The following is a 16526-nucleotide window of genomic DNA, read 5'->3' on the forward strand; positions in this document are numbered from 1 at the left end:
ATTGACCTGTAAACTAATGAGTTTTGTATGAATAGAGCAAAATCCACACTTGAGCAATGGCGAATTATTCAATCTGTAGTGGACTTTGGTGGTTACGCCCAAGCAGCAGAAAAGCTGAATAAAAGCCAATCTTCGCTCAATCACGCTGTGGCTAAACTACAAAACCAACTTGGGATTCAATTACTTGAAGTAAAGGGACGCAAAGCTTACCTAACGCAGCAAGGTGAAGTACTACTCAGGCGCTCACGTCACTTAACCCAAACCGTTGATGAACTTGAGCAACTTGCGAGCAATTTAGGACAAGGCTGGGAGCCCAACTTGACCATTGCCCGCGAAATCATCTATCCAATGCAATTTCTTGTGGACGCCTTAAAAGCCTTTTGGCCCGATAGCCGTGGGACCCGAGTGACTGTCATTGACTCGGTGATCACAGGCACACAAGAATTAATTGACAATAACATCGCCGATATCGCTATTTGCGGTATTCCTGCAAAAGGCCATATTGCCGAGTTCCTGTGTGAGTCAGACTTATACCTTGTATGCAGTCCGACTCATCCATTAACCCAGTGCGGTATTGTTGCCGATGAAACAGAGCTGGCGCAGCACTTACAAGTGGTCATTAAAGACACTGCAACTGAAAAATCAGTAGATACTGGTTGGTTAAAGTCAGAGCAGCGCTGGACAGTATCAAACTTTCACGAAGCAAAAAACGTGTTACAAAGTGGCATTGGCTTTTGTTGGGCGCCCGCTTATTTGGTCGAGGATGATATTCGCCAAGGTAAGCTCGCCAGGCTTATTCTTAAAGGCAGTAAAAGTCGTAAAATTGCATTAACTTTGGTTATCCCTAACCGAGATAATCAGGGGCCTGCCAGTAAATTGTTAGAATCTTTAATTTTATTACAGCACGATATTGACCAAAACAAGCCTTGATAGATATCTGATTTATTTAGCTTTAATGATACTCAAAGTCATTAATGCCAGCTCAAGTTACATTGAGTTCTACACTGAGACATCGATTATGGTGCCAATGTTTTCAGACCAGACATTTATCACATCTACTGCAACCTCGGCGTGAGAAATAGCTTGCTGAGCATCAATCAGGGCCGCTGTTTGCGAGCTAAGCGTGACGCTATCTGCAGTTATTAGTACTGAGGCAGAACTTAGCGTTTCTGGGATGGCTACCGCCGTGGTCGCCTGCGCTAAATCATTGTGCGCCTGTTGCAGTCCTTGAACACCGAGGGTAAAACTTGATGCTATTTCCATGATACAACTCCTTTTGAAACAACCTAATAGCAAGTTATATCACATTGAATAGTCGTGATAAAATGCATACCAATTTAAAAACTAATACCAGTTTGTCTCCCAATCTTTCCATACTGGGTTAAGCCCTGACTTTTGTATTTGCTGCACCATTTGCACCGCGCTGCGCTCATCTGAGATTTCAAATTGATCCAACTGGGTGTTGGGATTTTGATAACCACCAGGTTGGGTAGAGCTGCCAGCGCTGATATGAGTCACCCCTAAAGGCAATAAGTTGTTACGTAACTGCTGGGTTTCTCTGGTAGATAAACTAATTTCAAGCTGGGGGTTAAACAATCTAAACGCACAGATCAATTGCACTAAGCCCACATCAGTTAATTCGACTTTAGGACTAATTCCACCGGTACACGGTCTTAATCTCGGTAAAGAAATACTGTAACGACTGCGCCAGTGATGTTTTTCTAAATAGGCCAAATGATAGCCCATTAATAACGCATCTACGCGCCAACTGTCTAATCCGAGCAATACCCCTAATCCCACTTTATCAACCCCAGCCGCCGCGACCCTTTCTGGTGTAGTGAGCCGATAAGTAAAATCTTGTTTTTTACCTCTGGTATGATGCTTGGCATAGGTTTGGCGATGATAAGTTTCTTGATATACCATCACAGCATCGAGCCCTAACCCCACCAGCTGGGCGTATTCATCTTGCGCCAAAGGCTGTACTTCGATTGCTACATAACTGAAATGCTGTTTTACCAGTGGCAAGATGGTTTTAAAGTATTCAATGCCTACTTTGGTTTCATGTTCTCCAGAAACCAGTAATATTGAATCAAAACCTCGCTGTTTAATGATTTGAATTTCAGCTAATAATTCGGTCTCTGTTAAGGTTTTTCGTTTGAGTTTATTACTCATAGAAAAACCGCAATAGTCACACTCATTTGCGCACAAGTTAGATAAATACAATGGCAGGTATAAACCAATATTAGCCCCAAAGCGTTGCCGGGTTATCTGATATGCCCGCTGCGCCATCGTTTCTAAAAAAGGTAATGCAGCAGGCGATAAAAGCGCGATTAAACTGTCAATATGACCTTGGGGGCGCTGTAATGCTTGTTGCACATCAGCTTCAGTGCTGCTATTAATCCGCATTGATAAATCGATTAAATCTAGCTGTTTAAATTGCTCGACAAAACTCATGGTGCGCCACTCTATTAACTTAATTTGTTGAACCAACCGCATTCAAAGTTAAATTACTCAAACCAAATCATTCACCAGTAAGGGAATAATCTGGCTTACAGATGTAAAAATTGCGTCAGCGGGCTAGTATGTTCTGCCTGTTTGGTAACACTGCCAAGTCCGGCGGTATAGGCATCACGACCGGTTCTAACCGCAAAATCAAAACACCGCGCCATCACTATGGGAGATTGACTACTGGCAATCGCAGTATTGACTAGCACGGCATCTGCGCCCAGCTCCATTGCTCGGCTAGCTTGCGAAGGTGCGCCAATCCCAGCATCAACAACCACCGGCACATTAGCTTGCTCAATGATCATCTCTAAAAAAGGCTCAGTGGCTAAACCTTGATTACTGCCGATAGGACTGCCTAACGGCATCACAGCGGCGCAGCCCACTTCCTCTAGCCGGTAACACAGCACAGGATCTGCATGAACATAAGGCAACACAATAAAGCCTTTTTTACACAAGACTTCGGCAGCTTTAAGGGTTTCAATAGCATCTGGCATCAAGTATTTCGGATCTGGATGGATTTCAAGTTTGATCCACTTTGTGCCAAGCATTTCACTGGCAAGTTCTGCTGCAAAAATAGCTTCTTTAGCGGTTCTTGCCCCTGCAGTATTGGGTAATAACTTAACTCCCATTTGCTGTAATGGCGTCAACAAGTCATCATAGTCTTTACTATGATCAATACGCTTCATTGCGAGGGTCACTAATTGTGAGTTAGAGGCCTCAATGGCAGCTAGCATAGTGTTAGCATCGCTAAACTTTCCTGTACCTGTAAATAAACGAGACTCAAATTGATGTCCGGCTATGGTTAACATAATCACCCCCCTGCTACAGCTGAAAAGACGTCTACTTTATCATTAGGCTGGCATTGAATGGCCTGCCAGCGACTTCTTGGTACAACTTGTTGATTGAGCACTAATGCCAGTGCTTTGGGATTAAGTTGTTTAGACTCTATTAGCGCTAATAAGCTTGGCGCTTGTTGCAACTGCTCTGGTTGGCCATTAAATTCAATTTCAATCATGTTTAATCCTTTTGCGGTAAAGTTATCTGCATGAGTTGACGTCATTTGTTGACGCTGTAATAGCTGCGCTACAACAACTACATTTAGGGTCTTGATTCATTTGTATAATCTGCCATTGCAAGCTTTTAGCATTAAACACATGTAACTTACCCGCTAGCAGGCCTTTGCCTAAGTCATCGGCTGTTAACCAATTTAGCCCCAATAAACTTTGCATTGATGCAACCGTTTGAACAGCAGCAGTATTAACCCCCATTGATACACATGTTTGTGAAACATGAGTATCTTGTGGGTACAGGCATTGATAACAGCCCCTTTGCGGATAGTCAGTTGAGCTGCAAAATAATTGCCCATCATTAGCGGAAATCGCTGCGCTAATTAGCCCTGTAGCGTGACTAACACAAACTTCATTAATCATTAAGCGGCTAGTAAAGTTGTCAGTGCAATCAAACACCAGATCGACAGATTCAACTAATTTTGCACCATCTGTATCAGCGCCAAAGGCCTGCTCAATTGCCATGATATTTACGTCTTCATAGGCTGCTGCTAACTTATCTTTGGCAAGTAGCGCTTTGCTTAAACCAATATCTTGTTCGTTAAAAAGTAATTGCCGCGACAGATTTGAAAGCTCTACCTTGTCATGATCCATCAATATCAGTTCTCCAACTCCCGCGGCGGCCAATTGCTGGGCAACACTGTGACCTAAACCACCGATTCCGATGATCAGTAGCCGGCTATTAAGTAATTTAAGCTGACCAAGCTCACCCATATCAGTCAGTAAAATATGACTGGCATACTTGATAAACTGCTTGGAAGTGAGCCCACTCTTATTAGCTTGACGCTGTTGTGTAATCGTCATGACACTGGCTCACACTGCTTTAGTTTCACTGATGGCTTGTGGGATTTTACATGTAATTGCCTTGGCTGTTGCTGAGGTTGTTGCTGAGGTTGTTGCTGAGGTTGTTGCTGAGGTTGTTGTGCAGCCGCTAGATGCCATTGCTGCTCTAACAATGAATAAGCCTTGGCAGGGTTTTCTGCTTCAGTAATGGCTCTTACCACGGCAACACTATCAACCCCAGTGGCTTTGATATCCGTTATAACACTTGCATCAATACCACCGATGGCCACGGTTGGGCATACGTTGTTAAGTAATGCACTGTAGCGTGCTAATTTTGCTAAGCCTTGAGGCTTTGACGGCATCACCTTAGTGGTCGTTGGGAAAATATGCCCTAAGGCGATATAGGATGGATTTAATTGCTGAGCTAATAGAATTTCAAATACGCTGTGGCTAGATAACCCAAGGGCTAGCCCTGCCGCTGAAATTTCATTTAAGTCAGCTAACTCAAGGTCTTCTTGACCTAAATGAACCCCGAATGCACCAAGCTGTATTGCCAGTTGCCAATGATCGTTAATAAACACTTGGGCGTTATATTGCTTACCCAGAGCTATTGCGCGGCTAATATCTTGTACTAGTTTGGTTTGCTGAGCATCATTAGAGACCTCATTGACAGCATTAGCTTTAATTCGCAGCTGCACTGTGATGCAATTGGCTTCTAACACGCTTTGCAGCATAGTCACGTCATCCACAACCGGATAAACACCAATGCCCTTATGCAGCGCAGGAAAGCGGCAATCTAGGTAGCCCTGAGCTGTATTTATTAATCCATTGCTAAACTTTCCACCAGCAGCTAATTCTTGCTGTGTTTTGCCTAAATTGTTAATTTCAGCGCCACTTACGGCAGTAATTTCAGGGTAGTATTGTATTTCATCAGGCCAAGCGGTTTTTGCCACTGGCCCTGCGCCTTTACCAAATGATTCACTGCACACTAATCCCTTGAGTACATATGCTTTTGCCATCACAACGGCATCATGAAGTACATAGTTATGGGCTAAAAAGCATGCTATCGCAGTGGATAAGGTGCAACCTGTGCCATGGTTATTACTTGTATTAACTCGCTCGCTATTAAGCCAATAAGCTTGATATTGATGGGCGTCACTCACGCCGTGAACTTTACGGCAAATGAACAAATCATTGGCTTTGGTTTGTTGCCATACTGCATCACCGCCTTTGGCGAGCACATGACAATGAAGCTGTTTAACCAGTTGCGCTGCCGCACTATAAAAACCATCACTTGAGTCTAGGCTTTGGCTTTTAATTGTGCACTGAGGTTCAAATTCCACGCTGTTAGTATCAGTCAGCGTGTGTAACTCCCTAACATTAGGGGTAATTAAGCTAATTAGACCTTTAAAAGGGCTAAAATCTAACGGCTTTTTTGCGCGCTCATTTAAGCTATCACCACTACTGGCAACCATGACAGGATCTAAAATAATCGGGATCAGCTGGTTAGCTAAACTCTGACTTTTAAATGTCTTTAACCAATTAGCAATGAGTGCCAATTGTTGTTGATTGGCAATTAAGCCAATTTTTATGGCTGCTGGCGCTAAATCGCTAGCAAGTGTATTTAGCTGTGCCAATAAGATGGATTCTGACACAGCCTCGACTAGTGTTACAGCCACCGAATTTTGCGCAGTAACAGTGGTAATTGTGCTGCAGCCAAAACACTGTAAGTCATTTATAGTTGCTAAATCTGCCTGTATGCCGGCGCCGCCACCACTATCTGAACCGGCAATAGTCCAGACGATGGGCGACATGGTTTCTAAGCTATGTGGTTGTGAAACATTCATGGTTAAGCCTCTAATTCAGCAGTGGTCTTAACTGCTAAATCTGCGCTTGTTGCTGTGTCTGGCTTAGAAGGTAACGGATGATAAATTGCATAGCCTGTGGCTTTAAATTCAGCTGACTTTTGTGCCATGGCTGATTGAATATCTACACCGCTACTAACGCTTATATCTGCACTTGCGTCTACGGAATTAACATTGTGATTAGAGTGTGCCTGCAGGTGTTTAAATTCGCTAGCGTCAAGCACGTTCACCTTTTGTAACTGATCACGCGCTTGCTTTGCAGCGTATTCACGCACTTCTTGAGTGATTTTCATTGAGCAAAACTTTGGCCCACACATAGAACAAAAATGCGCAACTTTGGCAGACTCTTGGGGGAGCGATTCATCGTGATAAGCACGAGCGGTATCTGGGTCTAAGCCTAAGTTATATTGATCTTCCCAGCGAAATTCGAACCTTGCTTTTGATAAGGCATTATCACGAATTTGCGCACCAGGGTGACCTTTAGCCACATCGGCAGCATGAGCTGCAATTTTATAAGCGATAAGTCCTTGTTTAACATCTTCTTTATTCGGTAAACCCAAATGCTCTTTAGGAGTGACATAGCACAGCATGGCCACGCCATACCAAGCCATCATTGCCGCCCCAATCCCTGAGGTGAAGTGATCATAACCTGGCGCAATATCGGTGGTTTGTGGGCCGAGTGTGTAAAAAGGCGCTTCATCACAATGGGCAAGCTGCTTTTCCATATTCACTTTAATGAGCTGCATCGGTACATGGCCTGGGCCTTCAATGATGGTTTGCACATCATTTTCCCAAGCAATGTTAACCAGCTCGCCTAAGGTTTCTAATTCAGCAAATTGCGCTTCATCATCGGCATCGGCAATACTGCCGGGCCGCATACCATCGCCTAATGACAATGACACATCGTAGGCAGCGCAGATTTCGCAAATCTCTCTAAAGTGCTCATACAAAAAACTTTCTTTATGGTGACTTAAACACCACTTTGCCATGATGGAACCACCACGAGAAACGATGCCAGTAAGACGTTTTGCCGTCATTGGTACATAACGCAGCAGTACCCCAGCATGGATGGTAAAGTAATCGACGCCCTGCTCTGCCTGTTCAATCAAGGTATCTTTGAAAATGTCCCAATTTAGGTCTTCAGCGACACCATTTACTTTTTCTAACGCTTGATAGATGGGCACTGTACCAATGGGGACAGGAGAGTTTCGAATGACCCATTCACGGGTTTCATGGATATAGCGCCCCGTAGACAAATCCATTACAGTGTCAGCGCCCCACCTCGTTGACCAGACCAGCTTTTCAACTTCTTCTTCAATTGAAGACGTCACAGCAGAATTACCAATATTGGCATTAACTTTGACTAAAAAGTTACGCCCAATGATCATTGGCTCAGCTTCTGGATGATTAATGTTTAACGGGATAATGGCGCGGCCGCGGGCAACTTCATCACGGACAAATTCAGCGGTAATAGGCTGGCCAATGTGAGCGCCAAAAGCTTCACCGGGGGCTTTTTGAGTCAAAATCTCATCAGTGACTTGCTCTCTAGCCATATTCTCGCGAATGGCAATATATTCCATCTCAGGTGTGATAATGCCTTTACGAGCGTAATGCATTTGAGTAACGCGGCGGCCTGACTTGGCTTTTTTAGGGCGAACAAGGGCTTCAAAACGCAAATGATCTAAACCGTCGTCAACCAAACGCTGTTGGGTAAAGTCAGAGCTAACTCCATCAAGTTGCTCTGTATCTTCGCGCTCTTCAATCCAAGCTTGGCGAAACTTGTTTAAGCCTAAACGGACATTAATTTCAGCATCAGGATCTGAATAGGCACCGGCGCAATCATAAACTTTAATGGCTGGGTTGGCTTCAGTAACGGGCGCATCTTCACTACCGCCAAGGATAGTATCGCTTTGATGAATTTGACGCATGCCCACTAACAGATCGGGGCGGGATCCGCTCAGATAGATCTTTTCAGAATTTGGGTGCTGTAAAGGTTTTAGGGTTTCAATAAAATTTTGCGCTTGAGCGCGGGTTTCACGACGATTTGACATAAGCAACCTCAAAATAAAAAAATAGAGTTGCTTGCCTGGAGAATTGTTGATGACGAGCGAGTTAACATTAACTCTGTAATTGACTTGAATTTACACCTTAACTTTGGACCTTAAATATCGGCAAATGGCGGGTTAAATTAACTTCAGCAATAACTCTGCTTTAATTAATTCTATCTTTTATTTTGCACTAATATTTATGATCTAGCCACGCAGCCATTCACTATAAAATTGCTGCTGACTGTAGGGTAAAAATAAGCAAATTAACTGCTTGTTTCCTTCGCAGGTTCTAGCCTGATCAGGTTCAACGGATCCCGAATAAACGGTCTCAGCCATAAAGGCACTCCGACAAGATGGCTGCAGTATAGTCAGCTTATTTAATAAAATACAAGTCTTTGACAATTTTCGAATTGGAATATGAGTTAAATTATTTCACTAATTAAAATACTGTTATATATGGATCTAATTTACAACCAAGCGATTAAGACCCAATTAATACAGAAATAATTTGATAAATAAATTTGATAAATATTATTCATTTTTGATGTTGTTGAAATAAATCTTTTGTGAAAGTCTGAACAGTTCAAGGTAATTTAAGTTTCGATAAGCGTTGTTGAATGGCGTTATCTAGTGCTTTTTTTGTTTTGCCTCCTTCACATGGGTGTCCTAAATCTAAGCCTTCGGCATAAGGGTTAATTTGGGTTGGTAATGCCACCAATCGATGGCAAGTTTCACCAATCTTAACAATTCTATTTGGATCTAAACGATGATTGAGGGTAGTTGGTTGGCGCTTATCTTCTATTACTATTAACTCTATATCATCCATTTCAGGGGTTAACTCACTGGTGCTGGCACCACTAACAGAAGTCGCTAAATGGGCTTGCTGACTTATTTGCTGATTAACTTGTTGTTGATTGAGTTTATTTATAAAGGAATGGCTAGCTTGATTGATGGCCGATAAATTGTCGCTTGTTATGGTATTGGCCTCTGAGATGGTTTCATTAAACAATTGTGGCTTAAATAGATGTTCGTTACTGCTATCTTTTTGCTGCTGCAGATACATGCTATCAACTGAAGACCAATCGAACTGGTGCGTTTCGGCTTGCACTGCTTCTGCTATTGGCAATTTTTCAATTATGGGCTTGTAGTCAATGGGCTTTTGGTTAACAGCTTTTTGGTCAATATCTTTTTGGTCAATAGGCTTTGGGGAAATTGCCTTTTGATTGACAGTATCTTTTGGGCTAGTTGCAACTGCAGGCGCTATTGAGCTTGTATCGACAACCTTATTAGTACTTTGTTTGTTCGATATAGTTTGATCGATTATTTCTTCATTGGTAATGACTTCACTGACGACCTCTTCAATCAAGGCTTGTTCACTTGGCAGGGTCTTAGCTAGCTGGGTAATTTGCTCAGCCGTTAAAAAGTAGGCTTTTATTTCTTGGTTGTTACTTTCAGATGTCGCAGCTTTAACGGCTTGTTCACGGCTGATCTCGACAAAATGGCTAATGGTGTTATCAGCTAAGGAAAATAGCATAAACACCAGCACAACATGTAGCCCTGCAACAATAATGCTCGATGGTGATGTCAGTATCTTTTTAAACTCGTTATCAGAATTTTGTTTTAAAAAGCGACCGTGATTATTTTGATTGTCGATCAGCCCACAGATCAGCGGTAATGTTTGGGCTTTAATTACATCAGTGCTCATTATTTCAGTGCTAGTTACTTCAGTGCTAGTTGCATTCACCGTTTGTAACATCACAACATGATCACAGAAATCTATCACTTCAACCGCAGATTCTTGGCAGCTTGCATTTATGTAAAGCTGTCCATGTGAAACTTGTGTGCCATTTAAGCCTGTCGAATTTCCACTAGCACCCGGTTCAAAATTAGTGTTTGCTGCCAATCCTTGTGTTAAATGTTTATCACCACCTTGGTTCATTACTCGCGCCTCCTGTCGCTTTTGAATCACTGGATATAAATCGTGCTAGATCAGACTTCAACCACAAGCTGACCATAAACTAGATGATAAAAAAGCCATTAAGTTCATTTAATTTATGTCGATGACACACGACTCCCCACAAAATCAGACAGTTATCATAGCGTCAAACTTAAGCTTACACGTGTACGCTAAAGTCATGGCCTATTATGAATATTGCTGGTAGACTCAATGTAAATTGCTTAACAAGGTTGTATGCAACTATGTCACTTGAGTTAGATGCTAATCAAACATTAGCACCAACACCTACATCAAAGTCAGACTATGGTGTGATTGAGGAATTAGCTAACAGTATCACCCATGGTATAGGGGTACTTGCGGGTATCGCCGCGCTAATTGCAATGCTAATAAAAGCGAATGGCCAACTTAATATCGCTGACACTATCGGGATCACTGTGTATGGATTAAGTATTATTATGCTTTTTCTGGCCTCAACCTTATACCATTCCAGTAAAAGTCCCTTATGGCGTAAACGCTTTAAAATGGCTGATCACTGTGCAATCTATTTGCTTATTGCTGGTACATACACACCTTTAATGTCAATTAGCCTTCAAAATGATAGTGCGACGCTAATACTAACTGCAATATGGTTATTAGCCTTAGGCGGTATTATTTTTAAAACCTTATTTATTGGCCGCTTCAAAGGGCTAAGTGTTATTTTGTATCTTGTTATGGGCTGGCTTTGTGTCACCATCATGGGAGATTTAATCAAAGGCATGTCAGATTTAGGCTTTAACCTATTACTTGCAGGTGGGGCTTTTTATAGCATCGGGGTTATTTTTTATGTCAATAAGCGTATTCCTTATAATCATGCTATTTGGCATTTATTTGTACTTGCAGGCGCCTTGTCTCATTTCTTGTGTATTTATTTAACAGTCATATAAACCTGCTTTATATCCACAGTATTAACCCTGTCAGTATTTCGTCTCACTGTTATAAACTCACTCAAAAAGTATCGCTCATCAACCATGAGCGATAACCAACACTCATAAGCTGGCTATTGAATACTTACTATTGTCTACTTAACTCGCAACACCAAAGCGGGTTACAATAAATTATCATCCCATACCTGATCAAAAGCCATCAATGGAAAACCTTAGCCCAAAGCAAAGAATTTGGTTTATTGTAAATATGATCCCCACAGGTCATGTTTTAGCTTATGGTAAAGTGGCTGACTTAGCTGGGCTACCAGGTAGAGCCAGGTATGTGTCTAAAGCACTCAAAGACGCCCCCGATAACCTAAACTTACCTTGGTATAGAGTGATTAACAGCCAAGGAAAAATTTCTTTTAAAGTCAATTCTATTCATTTCCAAAATCAGCAACAGCGACTAAGATCAGATGGAGTAGAAGTGAACCAAGGCAAGGTTTCATTGTCAAAATATGAATGGCGCCCTGACATTGCAACCCTTGTCATGTCGTTACCTTTTTAAATATTGCATGGGTAGGTATTACTTTGATTAGAAAATTCACCGCTTTATTAGCCAATATTATTGTCATTACATTGTCTCAGGCCCCTAATGCTGTCGCTTCTGATGACAAGGAAAACCTCGAGTACCTCAAAGCATTAACCCCTCACTCTGCTGAATATCGGGTGTTCTATGGCAGTATCGAACTCGGTAAAGCTCGCTACCAGTTGCCTGAAAGTGATAATGGCTACTATAACTATCGCTTTGATAGCGATATCAGCTTATTAATGCTATCGGATGTGCGTAACCTTAATAGTGAGTTCAAACTCGAAGATGGCAAGGTTAAGCCCATCCGCTATATGAGTAAACGTAGCGGCACCGGATCTGACTACACAGAGCAAACCGCCTTTGCTGCTGGACAAGGCGTTATCCACACCATATATAAAGACGAAAGAGAGAAATTACCCTTTGCCGAGGATATCTACGATCCCTTGGTATCTCAATTAATATTTAGAATGGATATGTACCGCCAACCCGAATTGCTTAAATACAAAATGGTCAAAGAAAAAGAGTTTGATGATTATGAATTTAAAATTGTCGGCAAAGAACAAGTGATATTAGACAGTGGCACTTATCAAACCGTAAAAATAGAAGTGGTACGAAAAAGTAAAAAGCGCCAAACCTTTTTTTGGATGGCGCCAGAATTAAACTACTTACCCGTGCGTTTAAGTCATTTTTCTAAAGGTAGTAAGCAGCTTGATATTCAGTTAGATAATTATCAAATTCAGCAAGCAATAGAATCCGATACAGCTGTTACTAAAGCAAACGCTGGATTAACTGTTAATCAGTAATTCGCCTTGCCTAAATAACTTCCATTCGCCAGGCTGTAAAATATGCCACTGTTCGTTTTTTGTCAGCGGACGAGTAGCAATCACTGTAACGACATCATTGGGTGTCGTTTCTTTATTAAAATCAATAACCACATCAGTATCGATTAATTTGGCTTTGCCAAAAGGCGCACGGCGGGTAATGAAGCACAAATTATTAGTGCAATAACTCATTAAATCGACACCATCACTTAGGATCATATTAAAAACACCTAAAGCTCGAATGTCATCAGCCAGCGTTGCTACAAATTCAAACACCTGTTTCATGTCATCGGGTGGCGTATGACCAAACTCACCTAACACCTGTTCCATAATCCAGCAAAATGCCAGCTCACTGTCGGTGTCCCCAACAGGCTGAAAATGATTTACTTGAAACTTATTTTGGTAGTCTGATAACTGTCCATTATGGGCATAAGTCCAATATCGGCCCCATAACTCGCGGGTGAAAGGATGGGTATTTTCCAGCGCAACACAGCCACGGTTTGCTTGACGAATATGACTGACGACAATCTCACTTTTGATTGGATAAGATTTAATGAGCTGAGCGACATGGGATTCACTGCTAGGACGAGCATCTTTAAAGGTGCGGCTGCCCTTGCCTTCATAAAAAGTGATCCCCCAACCATCAACATGTGGCCCAGTAACACCACCTCTTTCAGCTAAGCCTGTGAAACTAAATACAATATCCGTTGGGACATTAGCGCTCATCGCTAGTAACTCACACATGAAACACGCCTTAAAAATATAATTAACTCAAAATATTACGTAATTTATATTGTACCTAGTGCAGAAAAAAATTGGCATTTTTATTAAACAAAATATTTTAAACAATTGTTTGAAATAACTTGTAATCAGCGCCAGTTAGGTTTAATTTTATGTGATACAGGTCAGACCACGGTCAGTTCTGTGAATAGGATCATTAATTTGTAGGTGTTTAAATATTAAACACTTTTAAGGAGAAAGACAGTGGAGACACTTATTTGGATCATCGCCATGATCGCGGTACTCGGCGCAGCAACTTACTTGCGGGTGTCGTTATTAACAGCAACAATTGCAGCAGCAGTTGTAATGTTAATTGGTAGTGTATTAGATATTGTTGGCAGTCTAGCTTGGGTTGTCTATATAGTTTTAGCATTACCTTTAAATGTTAAATCATTTCGTCAGAATTTCATCTCACGTCCACTGCTTAAAGTATATCAAGGCATCATGCCTGAAATGTCTACCACTGAAAAAGAAGCCATTGAAGCAGGTACAACCTGGTGGGAAGCTGACTTATTCGCTGGTAACCCTAACTGGAATAAATTACATAACTACCCTAAAGCGCGTTTAACTGCTGAAGAGCAAGCGTTTTTAGATGGCCCAGTTGAAACTGTGTGTAAAATGGTTAACCAACATCAGGTTTCACATGAGCTAGCTGACCTTCCACAAGAAGTTTGGCAATACTTAAAAGACGAAGGCTTCTTCGCCATGATCATCAAAAAGAAATACGGTGGTCTTGAATACTCAGCTTATGCTCAGTCACGTGTATTGCAAAAATTAGCTGGCGTGAGTAGTGAACTTGCATCAACGGTTGGGGTACCAAACTCTCTAGGCCCTGGTGAGTTACTGCAACACTATGGTACGACTGAACAACAAGATCATTATTTACCGCGTTTAGCTAAAGGTCTTGAAGTGCCTTGTTTTGCACTTACTAGCCCAGAAGCTGGTAGTGATGCTGGCGCGATCCCTGATTTTGGTATCGTCTGTAAAGGTGAATGGGAAGGCGAAGAAGTGTTAGGTATGAAACTAACATGGAACAAACGCTACATTACCTTAGCACCAGTGGCGACAGTATTAGGTTTGGCATTTAAATTACGCGACCCTGACAGCTTATTAGGTGATACCGAAGATTTAGGTATTACTTGTGCCCTTATCCCTACTGATATTCAAGGGGTTGAAACCGGTCGTCGTCACTTCCCATTGAACTGTATGTTCCAAAATGGTCCAACTCGTGGCAACGAAGTATTCGTGCCACTGAGCTTTATCATTGGTGGCCCTGAAATGGCCGGTCAAGGCTGGCGCATGCTAGTTGAATGTCTCTCTGTAGGCCGTGGTATTACCCTGCCGTCAAACTCTGCTGGTGGCGTCAAAACAGCTGCATTAGCTACAGGTGCTTACGCTCGAATTCGTCGTCAGTTCAAACTACCTATCGGTAAATTAGAAGGTATTGAAGAGCCAATGGCACGTATTGGCGGTAATGCTTACTTGATGGATGCTGTAAGTTCATTAACTACTGTGGGGATTGGTCTAGGTGAAAAGCCATCAGTTATCTCTGCCATCGTTAAATTCCATTTAACCGATAGAATGCAAAAGTGTGTTATCGACGCCATGGATATTCACGGCGGTAAAGGTGTATGTCTAGGTCCAAATAACTATTTGGGTCGTGGTTATCAAGCAGCGCCGATTGCAATTACCGTTGAAGGTGCCAACATTTTAACCCGTTCTATGATTATTTATGGACAAGGCGCTATTCGCTGTCATCCATATGTATTAGCTGAAATGGAATCTGCTTTTGATACCACATCGGGTCAAGGCTTAAGTAACTTCGATGCTGCCATCTTCGGTCATATTGGCTTTGCGATGTCTAATTTTGTAAGAAGTTTCTGGATGGGCGTTACTTCTAGCCGCTTCACCAAATCACCTTATAATGATAAAACGAAACGTTATTATCAGCAGATGAATCGTTTCAGTGCTAACTTAGCCCTGCTTTCGGATTTAGCGATGGCAACACTTGGCGGTAACCTTAAGCGTAAAGAACGTATTTCAGCACGCTTAGGTGATTTATTAAGTCAGCTATATTTAGCGTCTGCAACGCTTAAGCGTTATGAAGATGATGGTCGTTTAACTGAAGATTTACCGTTAGTTCAATGGGCTGTAGAAGATTCACTACATAAACTACAAACATCTTTAGATGACTTACTGGATAACTTCCCTATGGGTCTTGGCATTGCACTTCGCGCTGTTATCTTCCCATTTGGTCGCCCACTAAAACGTCCTAGCGATGTATTAGACCATAAAGTGTCTAAAATTATGCAAACGCCATGTGCCAGTCGTGACCGTTTAGGCCAAGGCCAATTCTGGACAGCTTCAGAGCACAATGCGGTAGGTATTCAAGAGCAAACTTTATTAGATATTTTAGCTTCAGAGCCTTTATACGACAAAGTCTGTAAAGCTGCCGGTAAACGCCTACCATTTATGTGGTTAGATAAAGTCGCTGCACAAGGTAAAGCCTTAGGTGTGTTAAGTGATACTGAAGTGGCCTTACTTGAAAGAGCTGAAATTGGTCGTATGAAGTCAATCAATGTTGATGACTTTGACCCTGAAGAGCTTGAAGCAAAGGTTGTTAGTGAAGCCAAGCAAGTTAAAGCGGCTTAACTCACTTTTTAAAGCTAACTAAAAATACCAAAAGGGAAAGCATTGCTTTCCCTTTTTTATTTGCTGTAAACCCAAGTTAAGCTGCGCTAATTACCCTAGTGTTAAGCAAAAATAATAATGACTTAAGTTAAACGCTTTGCCCAATTACCCTCATGTTGACTATCACATGCCGCTTCACTGTCTAATACAATCTGCCCAGCAGTTATCTCCACAGAAACAGCCTGTAAATAATGGCTTATCATCTGCACAATAAACGCATCTTGCTTGGCTAATTTGACCTTGGTTATTTGCGCCTCATTACTAAATACACAAATCACTTTTAACGATTTAGGAAAAGCGGTGTAGTTTACCGAATGCGTGAGCCATTGAAAGCCCTCACACTCTGACATTAATAAATCACACACCAGTGTTAACTGCTGACGAATTTGGTTATCACGTTTCTTGTCGGATTTTTTCATCGTTAACCTTCGATTAGCTTTGAATTATAGGGTTGTCACTGAGTTGTCACTATACAGACATAAAAAAGCCAGTTGTGACTATTCACAACTGGCTTT

Annotated in this window: 15 protein-coding genes and 1 riboswitch; of the genes, 5 read left to right on the plus strand and 10 right to left on the minus strand. The window is 41.9% G+C overall.

Translation table 11 applies throughout. The features are described from left to right. Positions 1–27 precede the first annotated feature (27 nt). Positions 28–930, plus strand: coding sequence for a LysR family transcriptional regulator (locus Q4533_RS14305; RefSeq protein ID WP_102437194.1), 903 nt, complete (start codon positions 28–30; stop codon positions 928–930). A 69-nt stretch (positions 931–999) separates the two neighbouring features. Here the strand turns inward: Q4533_RS14305 and Q4533_RS14310 are convergent, their stop codons facing one another. The 8 genes from Q4533_RS14310 to Q4533_RS14345 form a co-directional block, all read right to left on the minus strand. Then, positions 1000–1263, minus strand: coding sequence for a chemotaxis protein (locus tag Q4533_RS14310; protein ID WP_102437192.1), 264 nt, complete (start codon positions 1261–1263; stop codon positions 1000–1002). A gap of 81 nt (positions 1264–1344) precedes the next feature. After that, the gene (gene thiH / locus Q4533_RS14315) at positions 1345–2454 is read right to left on the minus strand and encodes a 2-iminoacetate synthase ThiH (protein ID WP_102475530.1); all 1110 of its coding nucleotides are present in this window, start codon (positions 2452–2454) and stop codon (positions 1345–1347) included. Positions 2455–2549: 95 nt separating this feature from the next. Continuing rightward, positions 2550–3314 carry a thiazole synthase gene (locus tag Q4533_RS14320; protein ID WP_102437190.1) on the minus strand — a complete coding sequence of 255 codons (765 nt, stop codon included), beginning with the start codon at positions 3312–3314 and terminating at the stop codon, positions 2550–2552. A gap of 2 nt (positions 3315–3316) precedes the next feature. Further along, complete coding sequence (gene thiS / locus Q4533_RS14325; RefSeq protein ID WP_102437188.1) at positions 3317–3520, minus strand: sulfur carrier protein ThiS; 204 nt, start codon at positions 3518–3520, stop codon at positions 3317–3319. Positions 3521–3542: 22 nt separating this feature from the next. After that, on the minus strand, positions 3543–4376 hold the full coding sequence (locus tag Q4533_RS14330) for a HesA/MoeB/ThiF family protein (protein ID WP_303502993.1): 834 nt from the start codon (positions 4374–4376) through the stop codon (positions 3543–3545). Then, entirely contained in the window at positions 4373–6202 is a 1830-nt protein-coding gene (gene thiE / locus Q4533_RS14335; protein WP_303502995.1) for a thiamine phosphate synthase, read from the minus strand. The genes Q4533_RS14330 and thiE overlap by 4 nt, the downstream gene beginning before the upstream one ends. Before the next feature lie 2 nt (positions 6203–6204). Continuing rightward, entirely contained in the window at positions 6205–8271 is a 2067-nt protein-coding gene (thiC, locus tag Q4533_RS14340; protein WP_303502997.1) for a phosphomethylpyrimidine synthase ThiC, read from the minus strand. Positions 8272–8526: 255 nt separating this feature from the next. Next, positions 8527–8626, minus strand: a riboswitch (TPP riboswitch). A 225-nt stretch (positions 8627–8851) separates the two neighbouring features. Beyond that, positions 8852–10207: a hypothetical protein gene (locus Q4533_RS14345; RefSeq protein WP_303502999.1), complete on the minus strand. Its 1356-nt coding sequence runs from the start codon at positions 10205–10207 to the stop codon at positions 8852–8854. Positions 10208–10467: 260 nt separating this feature from the next. Here Q4533_RS14345 and Q4533_RS14350 point away from each other — a divergent pair, with 260 nt between their 5' ends. The 3 genes from Q4533_RS14350 (at position 10468) to Q4533_RS14360 (ending at position 12522) form a co-directional block, all read left to right on the plus strand. Next, positions 10468–11148, plus strand: a complete 681-nt coding sequence (locus Q4533_RS14350; protein WP_102475510.1) for a hemolysin III family protein — start codon at positions 10468–10470, stop codon at positions 11146–11148. 202 nt (positions 11149–11350) lie between these two features. Then, entirely contained in the window at positions 11351–11695 is a 345-nt protein-coding gene (locus Q4533_RS14355; protein ID WP_102437176.1) for an MGMT family protein, read from the plus strand. Positions 11696–11718: 23 nt separating this feature from the next. After that, positions 11719–12522 (plus strand): DUF3108 domain-containing protein, encoded by an 804-nt coding sequence (locus Q4533_RS14360; RefSeq protein WP_241901099.1) that lies wholly within the window; start codon positions 11719–11721, stop codon positions 12520–12522. Here Q4533_RS14360 and Q4533_RS14365 read toward each other — a convergent pair. Further along, the gene (locus tag Q4533_RS14365) at positions 12505–13284 is read right to left on the minus strand and encodes a class II glutamine amidotransferase (RefSeq protein ID WP_102437174.1); all 780 of its coding nucleotides are present in this window, start codon (positions 13282–13284) and stop codon (positions 12505–12507) included. The genes Q4533_RS14360 and Q4533_RS14365 overlap by 18 nt on opposite strands. Positions 13285–13524: 240 nt before the next feature. Here Q4533_RS14365 and fadE point away from each other — a divergent pair, with 240 nt between their 5' ends. Next, entirely contained in the window at positions 13525–15972 is a 2448-nt protein-coding gene (gene fadE / locus Q4533_RS14370; RefSeq protein ID WP_102437172.1) for an acyl-CoA dehydrogenase FadE, read from the plus strand. Positions 15973–16094: 122 nt separating this feature from the next. Here fadE and Q4533_RS14375 read toward each other — a convergent pair whose 3' ends face one another. Further along, positions 16095–16430: a Fis family transcriptional regulator gene (locus tag Q4533_RS14375; protein ID WP_102437170.1), complete on the minus strand. Its 336-nt coding sequence runs from the start codon at positions 16428–16430 to the stop codon at positions 16095–16097. Positions 16431–16526 lie beyond the last annotated feature (96 nt).

The organism is Shewanella sp. 6_MG-2023, from assembly GCF_030547195.1.
GTDB lineage: Bacteria > Pseudomonadota > Gammaproteobacteria > Enterobacterales > Shewanellaceae > Shewanella.

Coding starts and splice junctions, on each gene's coding strand:
- Q4533_RS14310 (WP_102437192.1), bottom strand. CDS start 1,263: ATGGAAATAGCATCAAGTTTTACCCTCGGTGTTCAAGGACTGCAACAG.
- Q4533_RS14355 (WP_102437176.1), top strand. CDS start 11,351: ATGGAAAACCTTAGCCCAAAGCAAAGAATTTGGTTTATTGTAAATATG.
- thiH (WP_102475530.1), bottom strand. CDS start 2,454: ATGAGTTTTGTCGAGCAATTTAAACAGCTAGATTTAATCGATTTATCA.
- thiS (WP_102437188.1), bottom strand. CDS start 3,520: ATGATTGAAATTGAATTTAATGGCCAACCAGAGCAGTTGCAACAAGCG.
- Q4533_RS14345 (WP_303502999.1), bottom strand. CDS start 10,207: ATGAACCAAGGTGGTGATAAACATTTAACACAAGGATTGGCAGCAAAC.
- Q4533_RS14365 (WP_102437174.1), bottom strand. CDS start 13,284: ATGTGTGAGTTACTAGCGATGAGCGCTAATGTCCCAACGGATATTGTA.
- Q4533_RS14375 (WP_102437170.1), bottom strand. CDS start 16,430: ATGAAAAAATCCGACAAGAAACGTGATAACCAAATTCGTCAGCAGTTA.
- Q4533_RS14320 (WP_102437190.1), bottom strand. CDS start 3,314: ATGTTAACCATAGCCGGACATCAATTTGAGTCTCGTTTATTTACAGGT.
- thiE (WP_303502995.1), bottom strand. CDS start 6,202: ATGAATGTTTCACAACCACATAGCTTAGAAACCATGTCGCCCATCGTC.
- Q4533_RS14330 (WP_303502993.1), bottom strand. CDS start 4,376: ATGACGATTACACAACAGCGTCAAGCTAATAAGAGTGGGCTCACTTCC.
- Q4533_RS14350 (WP_102475510.1), top strand. CDS start 10,468: ATGTCACTTGAGTTAGATGCTAATCAAACATTAGCACCAACACCTACA.
- thiC (WP_303502997.1), bottom strand. CDS start 8,271: ATGTCAAATCGTCGTGAAACCCGCGCTCAAGCGCAAAATTTTATTGAA.
- Q4533_RS14305 (WP_102437194.1), top strand. CDS start 28: ATGAATAGAGCAAAATCCACACTTGAGCAATGGCGAATTATTCAATCT.